The 15,587-nt window shown below is 52.4% G+C and carries 15 protein-coding genes; 6 read left to right on the top strand and 9 right to left on the bottom strand.

The annotated features are described in order from the left end of the window. Window positions 1–37 precede the first annotated feature (37 nt). Complete coding sequence (locus MET42_RS0101060) at window positions 38–706, top strand: hypothetical protein (protein WP_019880833.1); 669 nt, start codon at window positions 38–40, stop codon at window positions 704–706. Window positions 707–722: 16 nt separating this feature from the next. Here the strand turns inward: MET42_RS0101060 and MET42_RS0101055 are convergent, their stop codons facing one another. Continuing rightward, window positions 723–1,469: a LytTR family DNA-binding domain-containing protein gene (locus MET42_RS0101055; protein ID WP_019880832.1), complete on the bottom strand. Its 747-nt coding sequence runs from the start codon at window positions 1,467–1,469 to the stop codon at window positions 723–725. Further along, a complete protein-coding gene (locus MET42_RS0101050; protein WP_019880831.1) occupies window positions 1,462–2,481 on the bottom strand; it encodes a sensor histidine kinase in 1,020 nt (339 codons plus the stop codon). Before MET42_RS0101050 ends, MET42_RS0101055 begins: the two co-directional genes overlap by 8 nt. A 129-nt stretch (window positions 2,482–2,610) precedes the next feature. Between MET42_RS0101050 and argH the strand changes: the two genes are divergently transcribed. After that, window positions 2,611–4,029: an argininosuccinate lyase gene (gene argH / locus MET42_RS0101045; protein ID WP_019880830.1), complete on the top strand. Its 1,419-nt coding sequence runs from the start codon at window positions 2,611–2,613 to the stop codon at window positions 4,027–4,029. 50 nt (window positions 4,030–4,079) lie between these two features. After that, window positions 4,080–4,739, top strand: a complete 660-nt coding sequence (locus MET42_RS0101040) for a hypothetical protein (RefSeq protein WP_232411643.1) — start codon at window positions 4,080–4,082, stop codon at window positions 4,737–4,739. Between the two features lie 607 nt (window positions 4,740–5,346). Here MET42_RS0101040 and hemW read toward each other — a convergent pair. From hemW to MET42_RS0101005, 7 genes are read right to left on the bottom strand one after another with little or no spacing between them, the layout of a single operon-like run. Continuing rightward, on the bottom strand, window positions 5,347–6,555 hold the full coding sequence (gene hemW, locus MET42_RS0101035; RefSeq protein WP_019880827.1) for a radical SAM family heme chaperone HemW: 1,209 nt from the start codon (window positions 6,553–6,555) through the stop codon (window positions 5,347–5,349). A gap of 60 nt (window positions 6,556–6,615) precedes the next feature. Beyond that, window positions 6,616–8,442: a DNA helicase RecQ gene (recQ, locus tag MET42_RS0101030; RefSeq protein WP_019880826.1), complete on the bottom strand. Its 1,827-nt coding sequence runs from the start codon at window positions 8,440–8,442 to the stop codon at window positions 6,616–6,618. Window positions 8,443–8,452: 10 nt separating this feature from the next. After that, window positions 8,453–8,668 carry a hypothetical protein gene (locus MET42_RS0101025; protein WP_019880825.1) on the bottom strand — a complete coding sequence of 72 codons (216 nt, stop codon included), beginning with the start codon at window positions 8,666–8,668 and terminating at the stop codon, window positions 8,453–8,455. After that, on the bottom strand, window positions 8,665–9,288 hold the full coding sequence (gene rdgB, locus MET42_RS0101020) for an RdgB/HAM1 family non-canonical purine NTP pyrophosphatase (protein WP_019880824.1): 624 nt from the start codon (window positions 9,286–9,288) through the stop codon (window positions 8,665–8,667). The genes MET42_RS0101025 and rdgB overlap by 4 nt, the downstream gene beginning before the upstream one ends. Window positions 9,289–9,290: 2 nt before the next feature. Beyond that, window positions 9,291–10,010, bottom strand: coding sequence for a ribonuclease PH (gene rph, locus MET42_RS0101015; RefSeq protein ID WP_019880823.1), 720 nt, complete (start codon window positions 10,008–10,010; stop codon window positions 9,291–9,293). A 16-nt stretch (window positions 10,011–10,026) separates the two neighbouring features. After that, on the bottom strand, window positions 10,027–10,944 hold the full coding sequence (locus MET42_RS0101010) for a PP2C family serine/threonine-protein phosphatase (RefSeq protein WP_019880822.1): 918 nt from the start codon (window positions 10,942–10,944) through the stop codon (window positions 10,027–10,029). After that, window positions 10,941–11,876, bottom strand: a complete 936-nt coding sequence (locus MET42_RS0101005; RefSeq protein WP_019880821.1) for a serine/threonine-protein kinase — start codon at window positions 11,874–11,876, stop codon at window positions 10,941–10,943. Before MET42_RS0101005 ends, MET42_RS0101010 begins: the two co-directional genes overlap by 4 nt. A 159-nt stretch (window positions 11,877–12,035) precedes the next feature. Between MET42_RS0101005 and MET42_RS0101000 the strand changes: the two genes are divergently transcribed. From MET42_RS0101000 to MET42_RS0100990, 3 genes are all read left to right on the top strand, one after another. Then, entirely contained in the window at window positions 12,036–12,941 is a 906-nt protein-coding gene (locus MET42_RS0101000) for a YicC/YloC family endoribonuclease (RefSeq protein ID WP_019880820.1), read from the top strand. 185 nt (window positions 12,942–13,126) lie between these two features. After that, entirely contained in the window at window positions 13,127–14,620 is a 1,494-nt protein-coding gene (locus MET42_RS0100995) for a circularly permuted type 2 ATP-grasp protein (RefSeq protein ID WP_019880819.1), read from the top strand. Further along, the gene (locus MET42_RS0100990) at window positions 14,614–15,558 is read left to right on the top strand and encodes an alpha-E domain-containing protein (RefSeq protein WP_019880818.1); all 945 of its coding nucleotides are present in this window, start codon (window positions 14,614–14,616) and stop codon (window positions 15,556–15,558) included. The genes MET42_RS0100995 and MET42_RS0100990 overlap by 7 nt, the downstream gene beginning before the upstream one ends. The last annotated feature ends 29 nt before the right edge of the window (window positions 15,559–15,587 follow it).

The raw sequence follows: 15,587 nt of genomic DNA, 5'->3' as shown, positions 1-15,587 counted from the left end.
AAAGTCGCTATTCAATGATAAAAATGGAGGACTATCCATGCAATACCAACTTGAAATTTTTCTTTCTTCTCTCAATCAATTCTGGGTCGAATTGGTCCATTTTGTACCCAAATTACTCGCTGCCATGGTCATTCTGTTTTTTGGCTGGCTGGTCGCCAAAGCAGTCAGATTAGGCGTAAAACGCATTCTTGAAATTTCGCACTTTGATACTTTTGCGCAAAAATCCGGCCTCGAAGCCTTTATGCGCAGTGCCAACTATAAAGTTACCTTAAGTGGCATTATCAGCCAGGTCATCTATTGGCTGGTGATTCTGCTATTTGTCATCACCGGTGCCAACTCACTAGGCCTGACAGAGGTCGCTTCATTGCTAAAAGAGCTCGCCAGTTACCTGCCGCATATTATCGTGGCGATTCTGGTGGTCATTTTCGGCACCCTGTTTGCACGCTTTATCAACCGCCTGGTGTTTGCCTGGCTGCATAGCATCAAGTTTGAGCAAGCGCTGATCATCAGTACTTCAGCTGAATATTGCATCCAGATCCTGGCGATTTTTATTGCCCTGGAACAACTTGGCATTGGCATGCAATTGATTCACTCACTTTTTGTGATTGTATTTGGTGCCGTGTTTCTGGCGCTGGCGATTGCCTTTGGCCTCGGTGGCCGCGACTGGGCCGCCAAGGTCATTGATCAGGCGCAGAAGAAGAAATAATGAAAAAAGGCCACCGTCAGGTGGCCTTAATCACACTTTGGTGACGTCGGCTAACAAGCAATGTCTCCGGAATGCCCTTGATTAATACCACCCACGCCGTTTCTCCAGCCTCTTCGCCTTCCGAAATCCGTTGCTTTTCAAACCCGCTGATGGCCGCACGTGCGACCAATGCATTACGGTGTATGCGCACAAACTGCGCCGCATAGGTTTGCTCCAGCTGACTCAATGAGGTTTCGAGCAAGTAACTTTTGTCACGCGTGCGTACCGTCACATATTTCAACTCAGCCCGCAAATAGAGCACGTCTGAGATGGGCACCAGCAATACTTTGCCACGCTCGTGGATGCTCAGGTGGTCGTACGTTTCCTGCAATGGCCGCAAAGCCTGTGACTGCGCGGCTTGTAGTGGCTGCGCTTTGGCTAGTGCGGCGGCCAGGCGCTCACTGCGTATCGGCTTGAGCAAATAATCAATGGCATTGAGCTCAAATGCCTGCACGGCATAATGGTCATAAGCCGTGGTAAAGATGAGCTTGGGCGGCTGGGGCAAACCACGCAGGTGTTGCGCCAGCTCAATGCCATCCATCATCGGCATACGGATATCCACCAGCACAATATCTACCGATGCCTCTTGCAGCATGCCGATTGCCTCGACGCCATTGGTGGCTTCACCGGCCACCTCATAGCCACCGACATCCCCCACTAAATCACGCAGCCGCTGCCTGGCCAGTGGCTCATCATCGACGATTAGCAAACGCGGACTAGCCATGCATCACCTCGGACAACGGCCGTGTTGGAATCACGATTTCGACGATATAACGCTGATCTGCTTCGTATTGGCGCAACTGTGCTTCCAGGTCGTAGTGCAAACGCAAGCGTTCACGTATATTTTTGAGCGCCATTTTATTGCCGCCAGATTTATCACTACGGGGCGGCAAAGGATTACTGATACGTAACAGCAAACTCTTGCCACTAGGCTTGATTTCAATATGCACCACACCGCCTTGTGACTGCGGCTCTATACCGTGATAGACGGCGTTTTCGAGCAAAGGCTGCAAAATCAGTGGCGGAATCATGACTTCCGGCGGAATATCCTCTAATTGCCAGTCGCATTGCAGTCGTTCATCCAGTCGCAGCTTTTCAATATTCAAGTATTGCTGGCACAAGGTGATTTCTTGCGACAAAGGCACCAGGTCACGGTTATCCGCCATCAGCACACGAAACAGCTCCGCCATATCTTCCAGTGCAGTCTCCGCGCGCTGCGGCTGGCTGCGGATCAAAGATAGTGCAGCATTCAGGCTATTGAACAGGAAATGGGGGCGGATACGTGCCTGCAAAGCCTGCAAACGGGCCTCAGCAATGGCGGGCGAATAAGCCCGCTGTAACAGATCAAGATAATATAAACACACCAGCACATCGGCCACACACAGCAGCATCACCTGCCAATATTGTGCGGATGTGAATGGCAAGATCCAGCGCTGGTATCCATAGGCAGACAAAGCGGTGATGCCAATAGCCAGCAAAAAGATCACCAGCAAGGCCAGGCGATAAGGCCAGCGGTTGATCACAGGATACGCCAACGTGAGGGCGCCCATCACCAGCAGCAGTGGCGGCAACCACTGGCTGCCAATCTGCGCCAGGTCATTTAGCCATGACGATACGCTCCAACCCGACTGGCCGTCATAGACCGTGAGCAATGCCAGCAAACACAGATGCAGCAACAGTACACGTAAGTGTATGCCCAGATTGCGGAAATTGGGGATGCGGCTACTTTTACGCACGGCGTGATGTTCGTTTATAATGTCGTGCCAGCATAATAAGTATTAAGTGCCACGGGCGCAAGCCGCGACCAGTGGGCAATTTTCAAGGTTTAATTTGAAGGTGCAAATTTTGGCAGAAAGAATTTTGCTTTGACAACTCAGCAACCCAACACACAATCTTCGCTACACCAAAAAGACCAGGCATGGTCTGGCCGTTTTAACGAGCCAGTCGCCGAACTGGTCAAACGCTATACCGCCTCCGTCGATTTCGACAAACGTCTGGCTGCATTCGACATTCAAGGCTCGATTGCCCACGCCACCATGCTGGGCACACAAGGCATTATTTCGGCGCAAGATGTAGAAGATATCAAACGTGGATTGGGTGAGATTCTGGCGGAGATTACAGCAGGCCAGTTTGAGTGGCTGCTGGACCTGGAAGATGTACACCTCAACATTGAAAGACGCCTGACCGAGAAGATCGGCGATGCTGGCAAACGCTTGCATACCGGCCGTTCACGTAACGACCAGGTCGCGACTGATGTGCGTCTGTGGCTGCGCAGTGTGGTCGACGACGCCATCGCCGGTATCCGCGCACTGCAAACTTCATTACTGGATTTGGCCGAACAACATGCCGCCACCATCATGCCAGGCTTTACCCACTTGCAAGTGGCGCAACCTGTGACCTTTGGCCATCACCTGATGGCCTACTTTGAAATGCTCAACCGCGATGCCGAACGCTTTGCAGATGCGCGCAAGCGTATCAACCGCTTGCCATTGGGTGCCGCTGCACTCGCCGGCACCAGCTACCCGATCAAACGTGAATTAGTAGCAGAATTATTAGGGTTCGACAGCGTCTGCCAGAACTCCCTGGATGCTGTCTCCGACCGTGACTTTGCCATTGAGTTTAATGCAGCGGCCTCATTGCTGATGATGCATTTGTCGCGCTTTTCTGAAGAACTGATTTTATGGATGAGCCCACGATTCGGCTTTATTGATATTGCCGACCGTTTCTGTACCGGCTCCTCCATCATGCCACAAAAGAAAAACCCGGACGTACCCGAGCTGGTGCGCGGTAAAACCGGCCGCGTCTATGGACATTTGATCGGCTTGCTGACCCTGATGAAAGGCCAGCCACTGGCTTATAACAAAGACAACCAGGAAGACAAAGAGCCTCTGTTTGATGTAGCCGACACCTTGCTGGTGACCTTGCAGATTTACGCCGACATGTTACGCGGCATCACAGTCAAAGCCGACAATATGCGCCAGGCGGCCTTGGAAGGCTTTGCCACTGCCACCGACTTGGCTGATTACCTGGTGAAAAAAGGTATGCCATTCCGTGACGCGCACGAAGTGGTCGCCCACGCCGTCAAAGCAGGCGTGGAAACAGGTCGTGACCTGGCCGAATTCAGCCTGGCTGAGTTACAAGCCTTCAGCAATACCATCAGCGACGACGTGTTTGAAGTGCTCACCCTTGAAGGCTCTGTTGCCAGCCGTAACCACACCGGCGGCACCGCGCCCGAACAAGTGCGCCGCGCCATCGCCCAAGCCAGGCAGCAATTAGGACACTGATGCCCCACCGCCATCATCCACCGAGTAAGTGCAAATCACACCCGGTAATGATGGGGCTAGTGTTAGCCATCACCCTATTGGCGACCCAGCTCACGCAAGCAGCGCTTGGCATCGCGAACCCCAAGCACGAACAGGCCATGCTGTGGCCGCTGTTGCCGGGTGAAAGCGTCAACAGCCTGGCCGCCAAGCTTTACCCACAAAGCCCGGTGCTACAGCAGCGCTTTGTGCAGCAATCCATCACCCTCAGTCGGGGCCGCGGCATTCTGCTACGCCCGGATGAGCGCAGTGAAACCGCACAACTCATTGCCGTGCCCAACGCGCAAACCTTGCACACCCTCACCCACCGCATTAAAAAAGCCGATGAAGTCGACACCGACGCATTTGTCACACCGGGGCTGGTGATGAGCGTGCAACTCACACAAGCATCGCAACAAAACGCGACCGGGTGGCATTTGCCAAAGCTGAATCTGCCAGAAGGACTCGCGTTAAAAGGGTATTCTTTTTCCGTGTCGAACTTGACCAGGCGAATTGCAGCCGTACAGTCACATATTGTGGAAACCTATCAGGCCAATGCACGGTCGATTGCGCGGACGCCAGTGAAGAGACTTTATCAAACACCGCAATTGGCGGTGATTGTGGCAAGTGCGATTTTGTTGCTGGTGTTGAGTTTGAGTTGGGGTGTTTTGGAAAAGCGGCAGTCTAAAAAGTAATTCTGTAGATACTCGTCACTTATGCTTTCGCCTTTAGGCGAGTCACTTTCTGATGCTTGCCCCTCAGAAAGTAACCAAAGAAGAGGGCACCCAGCCATCACGGCCTTCGGCTTCCTTGCGTTGCTCAACAAAACAAGCGGTCACGAAACTCGCCCTAGCAGCTTGCACACGACACAAGCTGCCGCGGTGCTCAAACAGTCGCTCCCTTCTTCCTTGTTTTGTCTCCGCTACTCAGCGTGATGGGATGGGATTTATCTCGCCAAACAACCATTAGTGAAAATTTAACGGAAGCATAATTTTTCAGCTGTGCTGATAACCACCAAGAATGGTTGCGCTCAGTTGGTGTTCGGGGTCCCCATCTGCCGCGCCGAGCAACGCAGGGTTGGCGGGAGTCTTCGGCCATCGGCTGTCCGAGCTCCGCAACAAGCCACGCCTTGTGTGGCTTGTCAGGGCAAGTTTCGATGGACGCCCGGCAAGCCGAGTAGCACAGGATACAAGCGGAAGTTGGGGTGCACTTTCTTTTGGTTACTTGTTCTTTGTGCAAGCAAAGAAAAGTAACTCGCCTAGATGGCGAAAAGCAACCTTACCTAATCAGCAAAAACACTGATTAAGGCAAAAACATCCCCAATAACTCATTCAAAAACCGTTGCCCTTTTAACGTCGGCGCAATCACGCCACTCGTTTGCGCCAACAATCTCTGCTGCTGTGCTTCCTGCAAAGTAGCTTGGATACTCCGTAACGGTAATCCCGTGCGCTGCTGAAACAAATCCGCTTCCACACCATCCACCAGCCGTAACGCATTCATCATAAATTCAAACGCCAAATCCTCGCGGCCAATCTGCCACTCACTATCGACCATCTGGCCTTTGGCCACACTCTCCAGATATTTCTTAGGATGCTTATGTCGACTTTGGCGGATAATTTTGTCGTGAAAGCTCAGTTTGGAATGCGCACCGGCGCCTATGCCCAAATAATCCCCAAACGTCCAATAGTTGAGGTTGTGCTGGCACTGCTGACCAGGCTGGGAAAAACCAGAAGTTTCATAATGTTGATACCCATGACTGGCAAGAACCTTCTCAATTTCTTCTTGCATGGTGGCACTAGTATCGTCATCCGGCAAACTCGGTGGCGTGCGGTGAAACGGCGTATTGGGCTCCAGCGTCAGGTGATAAAACGACAAATGCGCCGGTTTGAGTTGGCAAGCCGTTTCGGCATCTTTCAATGCATCTTCCAGGCTTTGCTCCGGCAAGGCATACATCACATCCAGATTCACCTGATCAAAGGTATTTAATGCCAATTCTGCCGCTGCCAGTGCTTGTTCGCGATCGTGAATACGCCCTAGCGCTTTAAGATATTGCGGCTGAAAACTCTGGATGCCCAGTGAAACCCGGTTCACACCTGCCTGGCGATACCCTTGAAAATTAGCGATATCCACCGTTCCTGGGTTGGCCTCCAGAGTCACTTCAGCACCATACTCCAGCGGCGTCAGCATGCGCACATGGCTCAAAATCTTATCAATCGCCTCGGCTGAAAAAATGCTGGGCGTGCCACCACCAAAAAACACACTACGGATTTTTCGCCCCCACACCAATGGCGTGGCCTGCTCGAGGTCAGCAATCAATGCATCCACATAAGCAGTCTCTGGGATTTCCTGGCGAGCCTCATGCGAATTAAAGTCGCAATAAGGGCATTTTCGTACACACCAGGGAATATGAATATAAAGTGAAAGCGGTGGTGGATTAGTGAGGCCGCTGAGCGTGACATCACCTTGCAGAGGTGCTTCACTCAAACTATTGGCAGGGTAAATCGGGATCATGCTGACATTTTAACTCGGAACCTTCCCGTTGAAGTCTAACGATCCCTAGATCGGGGTTGATTAAGTCATTTCTTCTAAAACTAACAAAAACGCATCCCCATACTTCTGCAATTTCGCCTGCCCTATCCCGCTAATTTGCCCCATTTCATCTAATGTCTGCGGCTTGCGGTTATGAATCTCCAGCAAAGTACTATCGTGAAAAATAACATACGGTGGCACGCCCTGCTCTCTTGCCAGTTCCAACCGTTTGGCTTTAAGGGCTTGCCAGAGCGGATCGTCATTCGCCCCTGCAAAGGCTTCTTTAGCGCGGGCGCTGCGTTCGGCTTTGCTCATGCGTTTTTCGGGTTCGGCGTCGCGGCGTAGCCAGACCTCTTGCTCGCCTTTGAGTACTGGCCTTGCTGCTTCTGTCAGCTTTAAGCCACCATACGCCGCCATGTCAGCCTCAAGCATGCCAGCCGCAATCAGTTGGCGATAGACACCACTCCATTGGGCTTGATTGAGGGATTTGCCTATACCAAAGGTACTGACTTTGTCATGGCCGAAGCGCTCCACTTGCGGCGTGAGTTTGCCGGTGAGCACGTCGATTAAGTGGCCGACACCGAAGCGTTGCCCGGTACGGTATACGCAGGAAAGTGCCATTTGGGCGACTTGTGTGGCTTGCCAGGTTTCAACCGGGTGCAGGCAGTTATCGCATTGGTCGCAAGCGCCGGGATGGCTTTCGCCAAAGTAGCGCAAAATGGTCTGGTGACGGCAGGCGGTGGATTCGCAGTAGCCGAGCAAGGCATCCAGCTTCAGGCGTTCAAGCCGTTTGCGCTCTTCGGAGGCTTCGCCACTATCTAGCATTTGCCGCATGGAGACGACATCGCCCATGCCGTAGACCATCCAGGCATTGGCGGCTAAGCCGTCGCGGCCAGCACGGCCAGTTTCCTGGTAGTAGCCTTCCATGCTTTTGGGCAGGTCTAAATGCGCGACAAAGCGCACGTTGGGTTTATCGATACCCATGCCGAAAGCAATCGTCGCCACCATGATAATGCCTTCTTCACGCAAAAAACGGCGCTGGTGATGCTCACGTAATTGCGCAGGTAAGCCGGCGTGATAAGGCAACGCTGACCAGCCTTTTTCGACCAACCAGGCGGCGGTTTCTTCGACTTTTTTGCGCGATAAACAATAAATGATGCCAGCGTCGTTAGCGTGCTCACGCTCAAGAAAGGCCTGCAATTGCTGGCGCGCATTATTCTTGATACCGACATGGTAGCGGATATTCGGCCGGTCAAAACTGGAGACAAACTGGGCGGCATTTTCGAGGTTGAGCTGGCTGATGATTTCGGCGCGCGTGGGCGCATCGGCCGTGGCGGTGAGCGCAATACGTGGTACTTGCGGAAAGCGCTCATGCAGCACAGTAAGCTGGCGATATTCTGGCCTGAAATCATGCCCCCATTGCGACACGCAGTGGGCTTCGTCGATGGCAAACAGCGCCAGGCCCACATGCTGGTGCACTTCATCGAGCAGGCTTAAAAAGCTGCCGACCATGAGCCGTTCGGGGGCGACGTAGAGGAGTTTTATTTCGCCTGCGAGTACTTGGCGCGTAATACGGCTATTGTCTTCTGCGCTTAAACTGGAGTTTAAAAAGGCGGCGTTGACGCCTAATTGCTGCAAAGCCTCGACCTGGTCTTGCATCAGGGCAATTAAGGGCGAGACGACAATGGCCAAACCCTCGCGTGCGAGCGCAGGAATCTGGTAACACAGTGACTTACCGCCGCCCGTAGGCATCAATACCAGCGCATCGCGCCCGTCGATCACATGTTCAACGATGGCTTGCTGCTGGTGACGGAACTGCGAGTAACCGAAAACGTCATGGAGGATTTGCTGCGGTAAGAGACCTGCCATATTGGCAAGCCTATAGCTTGTTGTAAGGATTAACCAGAGTATCGACGAGCGCATGCAACGCAGCACGCATCTGCTCTTCGCTGACTTCCATCAGCAAACCGTCTTCCATGGCATCCTGGGCGATTTGCTTGAGTTCATCAAAATTTTCGGCCATGACTTTGACCTTTTCGGTGCAAGAGACCACCGAACCGTCATCGCGTACCCATTTTGGCCATTCGTTTTTCATACACTGACTCTTTCCAAGGCTTGCAGCAATTTTACCAAAGCCTGACCGCGATGGCTCATGCGGCTTTTCACTTCCAGCGGTAATTCAGCAACCGTTTTACGGGTTTCAAGGTCCATAAATAACGGGTCATAGCCGAAGCCTTCCGTGCCGCGAAATTCGCGCAAAATTTCTCCACGCCACAGGCCATCGGCAATAATCGGCTGCGGATCTTGTGGCGAACGCACCAGCACCAGCACACTGTAAAAATACGCCTGACGCTCGCTGATACGTGACAATACTGTGAGCAGTTTATCGTTGTTTCGTTCATCTTGCGTGAGCAGGCTATTGGCCGGTTGCGGCCCGGCATAGCGCGCCGAAATCACACCCGGCGCGCCTTGCAAGGCATCGACACACAGGCCGGAATCATCGGCCAGCGCAGGCAAGCCTGTGTGCTGGCTGGCATGGCGTGCCTTAGCCAAGGCATTTTCAATAAAGGTGCCATAGGGCTCAGGGCATTCCGGCACATTGAATTCGGATTGCGACACGATGTCGATATTTAGCGGCGCCAGCACATGCGCAATCTCGCGGATTTTGCCTTTATTGCCAGAGGCGATGACCAGTTTATTAAATGGCAAGGCCATGGTTATTTTGCCAATGCCAGGGTTTGCAGCTGGCCCAGCTCATGAATGCCTTTAGCCGCCAGGTCCAGCATCTGGTTCATGGTATCACGGCTAAATGGTTCACCTTCGGCCGTGCCCTGAATTTCAACAAAGCCACCGTTGCCGGTCATTACCACATTCATGTCGGTATCGCAGTCTGAATCTTCGATATAGTCGAGGTCCAGCACTGGCGTGCCCTGATAGACACCGACCGAAATGGCTGCCACTGAGTCTTTGATGGGCGTTTCGGTGAGCAGGCCTTTTTGCAGCAAGGTGCCCACGGCATCTACCATGGCAACATAAGCACCGGTGATGCTGGCAGTACGTGTGCCGCCATCGGCCTGGATGACGTCACAGTCAAAATGGATGGTGCGCTCACCCAGCTTTTGCAGATCAATCACCGCGCGCAGGCTGCGGCCAATCAGGCGCTGGATTTCTTGTGTACGGCCGCTTTGCTTGCCGCGTGCGGCTTCGCGGTCCATACGTGAGCCGGTAGAACGTGGCAGCATGCCATATTCAGCCGTGACCCAACCCTGGCCTTTGCCCTTCAAAAAACCAGGCACTTTTTCTTCTACGCTGGCAGTGCAAATCACGTGCGTATCGCCAAATTTCACCAATACTGAACCTTCAGCATGTTTGGTGTAGTGGCGGATAATTTCGATGGCGCGCAATTGGTCATTCGCGCGCTGGCTTGGTCTGATCATGGTTTACAACTTCCTGTTATTTAATATGTTGCCGGGTTCTACCCAGCGCTTCCTGTATTTCGGCAATCGCCTTTTCAATTTCATCATCGGTCAGGTCCAGCGCATATTGGCTGGGCGGGGCCGTGGTTTCATTCATCATGGTAGTGGTGACGTCTACCGGTAAATCCAGTGTTGAAATCGTCAGCGGGCTGGTCACCCGTTGCCCCCACTGCAGAGCAATCGCGCTCATATTATCGCCGACGGTAATGCTGGCGGCATCGGCATCGTCCAATAAGCGGTTCACGCCATCGTTAATGTCTGCGGCCAGCATATGTTGCGCCATGCTGATATCTGGCACGGTGTTCCATACACCATCCGAGCACAGCATAATGACATCGCCTTCGCGCAGCGGAATCGGCGCCGCCAGCTCTACTTTGGGCGGGCGCTCTCCACCTACGCAATTATAAATTTTATTACGGTGCGGGTGATGATCCATCTCATCTACCGTAATTTTGCCTTCTCTTAATAACGATTGCACGACTGAGTGGTCCTCGGTCTGGTGTTCGACCAGGCCGTTTCGATAGAGATATAAGCGGGAATCACCCACATGGGCGCAAAACAGTTTGTTATGCTGGATCAGTGCGACGACAATGGTGGTGCGTGGCGATTCCAGCAAACGTTTTTGCAAACGCACATTTTCGATCACATCATGCGCCCGGGCAATTTGCTCACGCAAAAACTGCGCAGGCTGGGTAATCAAAGGCTGCGATTCGCGCTGAAAGGCTTCTATCGTGGTTTTCACCGCGATTTCGGCGGCCACATCACCATGCTGGTGCCCGCCCATGCCGTCAGCCAGCACCATGAAAATAGCATGCCGGTGGTAAGAATACGCCAACCGGTCCTGATTATAAGGCCGCGGCCCCTGGCGGCTACCTTGTGCAATGGTGAATTTCATAGCGGTTTATTCAATACCTTGATGATTTTATCCACCAGCGAACCACGAGGATCTTCTACCACGCGGATGCCGATCATTTTTTTCTGTAATGAGAACACGCTTTGCGGCCGTAACAGGTAGTCCAGCTGCATGCATTCATCAATAATCGCCAGTAATTTTTCAGAGTATATCTGTTTACCGAGCTCAATCGCAGGCACCAGCGTATCATCTTTCAGCCGCACATTGGCCGAGATGGGCGATGCGCGTTGCAAGCAGGCATACATGCTGGCACCTATGCTGTAAATATCACTCCAGGGCCCCAGGTGCTTACGGTCTATGTATTGCTCCGGCGGCGCAAAACCCGGTGTGTAAGTCGGCGCCAATGTCACCTCAGACAAGGCCTGGCGCGCTGATCCGAAGTCCAGCAGCATGGGTGAGCCATCCAGGCGGATATAAATATTGGCGGGCTTGATATCCAGATGCAGCAACTTGCGCGTATGCACTTCACGCAAGCCATTGAGCAACTCCACAAACATGCGGATCAGGAAACTCTCAGGCACCGGCTGCGACAAGGCCATGATGTAATCTTGCAGCGATTTGCCGCGCTCGTACTTCATGACCATGTAAACGGTGTTGTTGGCACGGAAGAAGTTTTTCACCCGCACAATATTCTTGTGCTCGATATTGGCCAGCGCCAGGCCTTCTTCAAAAAAGCACTTCATGCCATGTTTGTAGGCAGCTTCATTTTTGCCATTGGAGCGGATATGCGTATGCTCGTCACGCTCAGCCAGCGTCACTGGCATATATTCTTTAATGGCGACGGTATTTTTTTGCGGATCCTGCGCCAGATAGACGAAACTAAACCCGCCCAGACTCAGCACCCGTGTAATGGTGTAGTCATGCAGCGCAGTGCCGACCGGCAAGGCAAAATCGAATTTATTAGAAAGCTTCACTAGCGCTTTAACGTCACAATCATGGCTTTTATTAAGGGAAACGCCGAATTAAGTGGCTTGCCGTCTCTGCCATAAAACCGGGTTTCTTTTATCTGTACGCTATTTTCGCATATCGATAGTGCATTTGATACAATCGTCCAGTTTGCCCGGAGCGCGATAATGACTGCCAACAAAACCACAGAAAAAGAAACCAAAAACGCACACCCCATTTTAAGCATGACCGGCTTTGCCGCAAGTGAAGCCCGTTTTCCGGGCGGCCTGTTGCTGATCGAACTGCGGGCAGTGAATCATCGCTACCTCGAGCTCAACGTCAAAATTGAAGACAGTTTGCGCCAGTTTGAAGCGCTGATACGCGAACAACTGCAAACCCGGCTCGGCCGCGGAAAAGTTGAATGCCGCATGAGCCTCAAGAGTGATAGCGCAGCCACCACCCTGGCGCTCAACCCGGCCATGGTGGCGCAAATTGCACAAACGCTCAAAGACCTGCAACAGCATTTTCCGCAAGCGCAACCGATCAACCTGGTCGATGTCTTCAAACTGCCCGGCGTCTTGCAAACCGAAGCGGTGGATGCCGAAGCCATGGCACAAGGCGTACAAAACGGCCTGTCGCGCGGCATTGATGAACTGATTGCTGCACGCCAGCGCGAAGGTGAAAAGCTCAAACAGGTATTGCTTGATCGCCTGCAAGGCGTGCGTGAACAAATTAGCATTGTTAAACCACTGCTGCCGACGCTAGTGAGCCAATACCAGGAAAAACTGACCGCCAAACTGCAAGAAGCCATGCAGGCCGATGACGACCGTGTGCGCCAGGAAATCGTGCTTTACGCGCAACGCATTGATGTGGACGAAGAGTTGGCACGCTTGCAATCCCATATCACCGAAATGGACCGCATCCTCAATGCCGGTGGCGCCATGGGTAAAAAGCTGGACTTCCTGATGCAGGAAATGAACCGCGAAGCCAATACCCTGGGCTCAAAATCGGTGGCCATCGAAACCACACAAGTGTCTATGCAACTAAAAGTGCTGATCGAACAAATGCGCGAGCAGATTCAGAACATCGAGTAAGCGGCTTAAATGTAAAACGGCACTGCACCAAAATCGTGACGCCAAAACGCACCGCAATGGTGCGTTTTGCTTTGGTAGCAACAGCTAAAAAACAATAACAATATGATTTAAAACACTATTCTTTGCTGGCACACGGCTTGCTCTTATTTAATTGAATTTTACAAGTAAGGCAAAGGTCCAGCATCATGACGCAATCGGCCAAACAGTTTTTTGATGAAATGCAGGGCTATGGGGGCAATGTACGTGCCATCTATCAGGCGTATAACCGCTGGTTAAGCGATGTACCGACACAACAGCTGGCAGCCAAGCGTGCCGAAGCTGAAGTATTGTTCCGCAGGGTTGGGATTACGTTTAACGTCTATGGCGAAGAGGATGGTGCCGAACGTTTGATTCCGTTTGACGTGATTCCGCGCATGATCTCTGCCAGCGAGTGGGCACACCTGGCCAAAGGCGCCGTGCAACGCGTGCGCGCACTCAATATGTTTCTGCATGATATTTATCATGAGCAGGAAATTATCAAAGCAGGCATTGTCCCGAACAGCATTTTAAGCAACTCACAATACCGGCCGGAAATGGTAGGCGTCAATGTGCCTAACCAGGTGTATGCACATGTCGCTGGTATCGACCTGGTTCGCACCAGTGAATCGCAGTTTTATGTGCTGGAAGATAACTTGCGTACGCCGTCTGGTGTCTCTTACATGCTGGAAGACCGCAAAATGATGATGCGGCTGTTTCCGGATTTATTTAAAAAATACCCGATTGCACCGGTCGAGCATTATCCACACGTATTACTCAATAATTTGCGCTCTGTAGCACAAACTGGCGTCACTGACCCGACCGTGGTACTGCTTTCACCAGGCGCTTATAACAGCGCCTACTTTGAACATGCCTTCCTCGCCCAGCAAATGGGGATCGAACTGGTGGAAGGCCAAGATTTGTTTGTCCGCAATAACGCCGTCTACATGCGCACCACGCAAGGCCCGCAAAGGGTGGACGTGATTTACCGCCGCATCGACGACGACTTCCTTGACCCTCTGGTGTTCAAGCCCGACTCCCTGTTGGGCGTGCCAGGTCTGCTCTCCGTCTACCGCAATGGTGGCGTCACATTAGCCAACGCCGTGGGCACCGGCGTTGCTGATGACAAGGCGACGTATGTGTACGTGCCGGAGATGATCAAGTTCTACCTGGGTGAATCTCCCATCCTGCAGAACGTGCCTACGTATCAACTCAGCAAGGAAGATGATCTGGCCTACGTGCTGGATCATCTGCCCGAGCTGGTCGTGAAAGAAGTACAAGGCTCTGGCGGCTACGGTATGCTGGTCGGCCCCACTGCCAGCAAGCAGGAAATTGAAGAATTCCGTTTACGCATCGTCTCCAAACCGGCCAATTATATTGCGCAACCGACATTGGCCTTGTCGACCTGCCCGACGCTGGTAGATCAGGGTATTGCACCACGCCATGTCGACCTGCGGCCGTTTGTACTCTCGGGAAAAACCGTCAGTGTCGTGCCAGGTGGCTTGTCGCGCGTGGCGCTCAAGGAAGGTTCACTGGTGGTCAACTCCTCACAAGGTGGCGGCACTAAAGACACTTGGGTGCTGGAGCGTGATGATGTCTGTGTAGAAACCTCGCAGTCGCAAATGGCTGCCCAACAAACAACGCAAGAGGCCGTCATATGTTAAGTCGTACCGCAGATCATTTATATTGGATGGCGCGTTATATCGAACGTACCGAAAACGTGGCGCGCGTACTGGATGTGACTTACAACATGTCGTTACTGCCTTCCGACAGCAGCAATGAAGAAGAGCTGTGGGATACGGTATTGGAAATCGCCGGTATCCGCGATATTTATGACAAAACTTACAAAGAACTCAATGCCGCCAATGTGATTAAACATCTGGTCATGGATAGCAGCAACCCTTCCAGCATCTACAGCTCGTTGCGCAGCGCACGTGAAAATGCCCGCGCTGTGCGCGTGGCCATGACCACCGAAACCTGGGAAAACATGAACACGCTGTGGCTGGAGTTTGGCCAATATATCAAGCAGGATCTGACACAGACTGGCTTGAGTGAGTTTTGTGAATGGGTTAAAAGTCGCTCGCATTTGTTCCGTGGCGTGTGCTTTGGCACCATGTTGCGCGATGAAGCATTTAGCTTTGTACGGCTGGGCACCTTTATGGAACGTGCTGACAATACCGCACGTTTGCTCGATGTAAAGTATGAATTTTTAATCCCTATGCAGGAAGCGAATGACGGCGCGGTGGATTATTACGAATGGAGTGCCGTGCTGCGCTCGGTGTCGGCTTTCCAGGCCTACCAGAAGGTTTACCGCGATGCGATTGAGCCAATGAAAGTGTCCGAGTTGCTCATTTTGCGCGAAGACATGCCACGTTCACTGCATGCCTGCTACGCCGAAATCATGCCGATTTTGCGGCAAGTGGCTGGTAGCCGCCAGACTGAAGCCGAGCGTCTGGCAGGCCAAATGCATGCCAGGCTGCACTACGGCCGCATGCTGGATATTTTGAAAGATGGCGTACACCACTTTTTGGATGAATTTATTCTGGCCAACCGCAAACTCGGTGAAGAAATACAACGCAATTTTTTAAGTGCGACGGCCTGACAACGACAATAGATTGCCATGAACCCCCT

It is taken from the genome of Methylophilus sp. 42, assembly GCF_000384155.1.
In the GTDB taxonomy this organism is placed as follows: Bacteria; Pseudomonadota; Gammaproteobacteria; order Burkholderiales; family Methylophilaceae; genus Methylophilus.
This window is presented reverse-complemented; position numbering and strand designations above follow the sequence as displayed.

Coding starts and splice junctions, on each gene's coding strand:
- MET42_RS0101060 (WP_019880833.1), top strand. CDS start 38: ATGCAATACCAACTTGAAATTTTTCTTTCTTCTCTCAATCAATTCTGG.
- MET42_RS0101055 (WP_019880832.1), bottom strand. CDS start 1,469: ATGGCTAGTCCGCGTTTGCTAATCGTCGATGATGAGCCACTGGCCAGG.
- MET42_RS0101040 (WP_232411643.1), top strand. CDS start 4,080: ATGGGGCTAGTGTTAGCCATCACCCTATTGGCGACCCAGCTCACGCAA.
- hemW (WP_019880827.1), bottom strand. CDS start 6,555: ATGATCCCGATTTACCCTGCCAATAGTTTGAGTGAAGCACCTCTGCAA.
- recQ (WP_019880826.1), bottom strand. CDS start 8,442: ATGGCAGGTCTCTTACCGCAGCAAATCCTCCATGACGTTTTCGGTTAC.
- MET42_RS0101025 (WP_019880825.1), bottom strand. CDS start 8,668: ATGAAAAACGAATGGCCAAAATGGGTACGCGATGACGGTTCGGTGGTC.
- rdgB (WP_019880824.1), bottom strand. CDS start 9,288: ATGGCCTTGCCATTTAATAAACTGGTCATCGCCTCTGGCAATAAAGGC.
- rph (WP_019880823.1), bottom strand. CDS start 10,010: ATGATCAGACCAAGCCAGCGCGCGAATGACCAATTGCGCGCCATCGAA.
- MET42_RS0101010 (WP_019880822.1), bottom strand. CDS start 10,944: ATGAAATTCACCATTGCACAAGGTAGCCGCCAGGGGCCGCGGCCTTAT.
- MET42_RS0101000 (WP_019880820.1), top strand. CDS start 12,036: ATGACTGCCAACAAAACCACAGAAAAAGAAACCAAAAACGCACACCCC.
- MET42_RS0100995 (WP_019880819.1), top strand. CDS start 13,127: ATGACGCAATCGGCCAAACAGTTTTTTGATGAAATGCAGGGCTATGGG.
- MET42_RS0100990 (WP_019880818.1), top strand. CDS start 14,614: ATGTTAAGTCGTACCGCAGATCATTTATATTGGATGGCGCGTTATATC.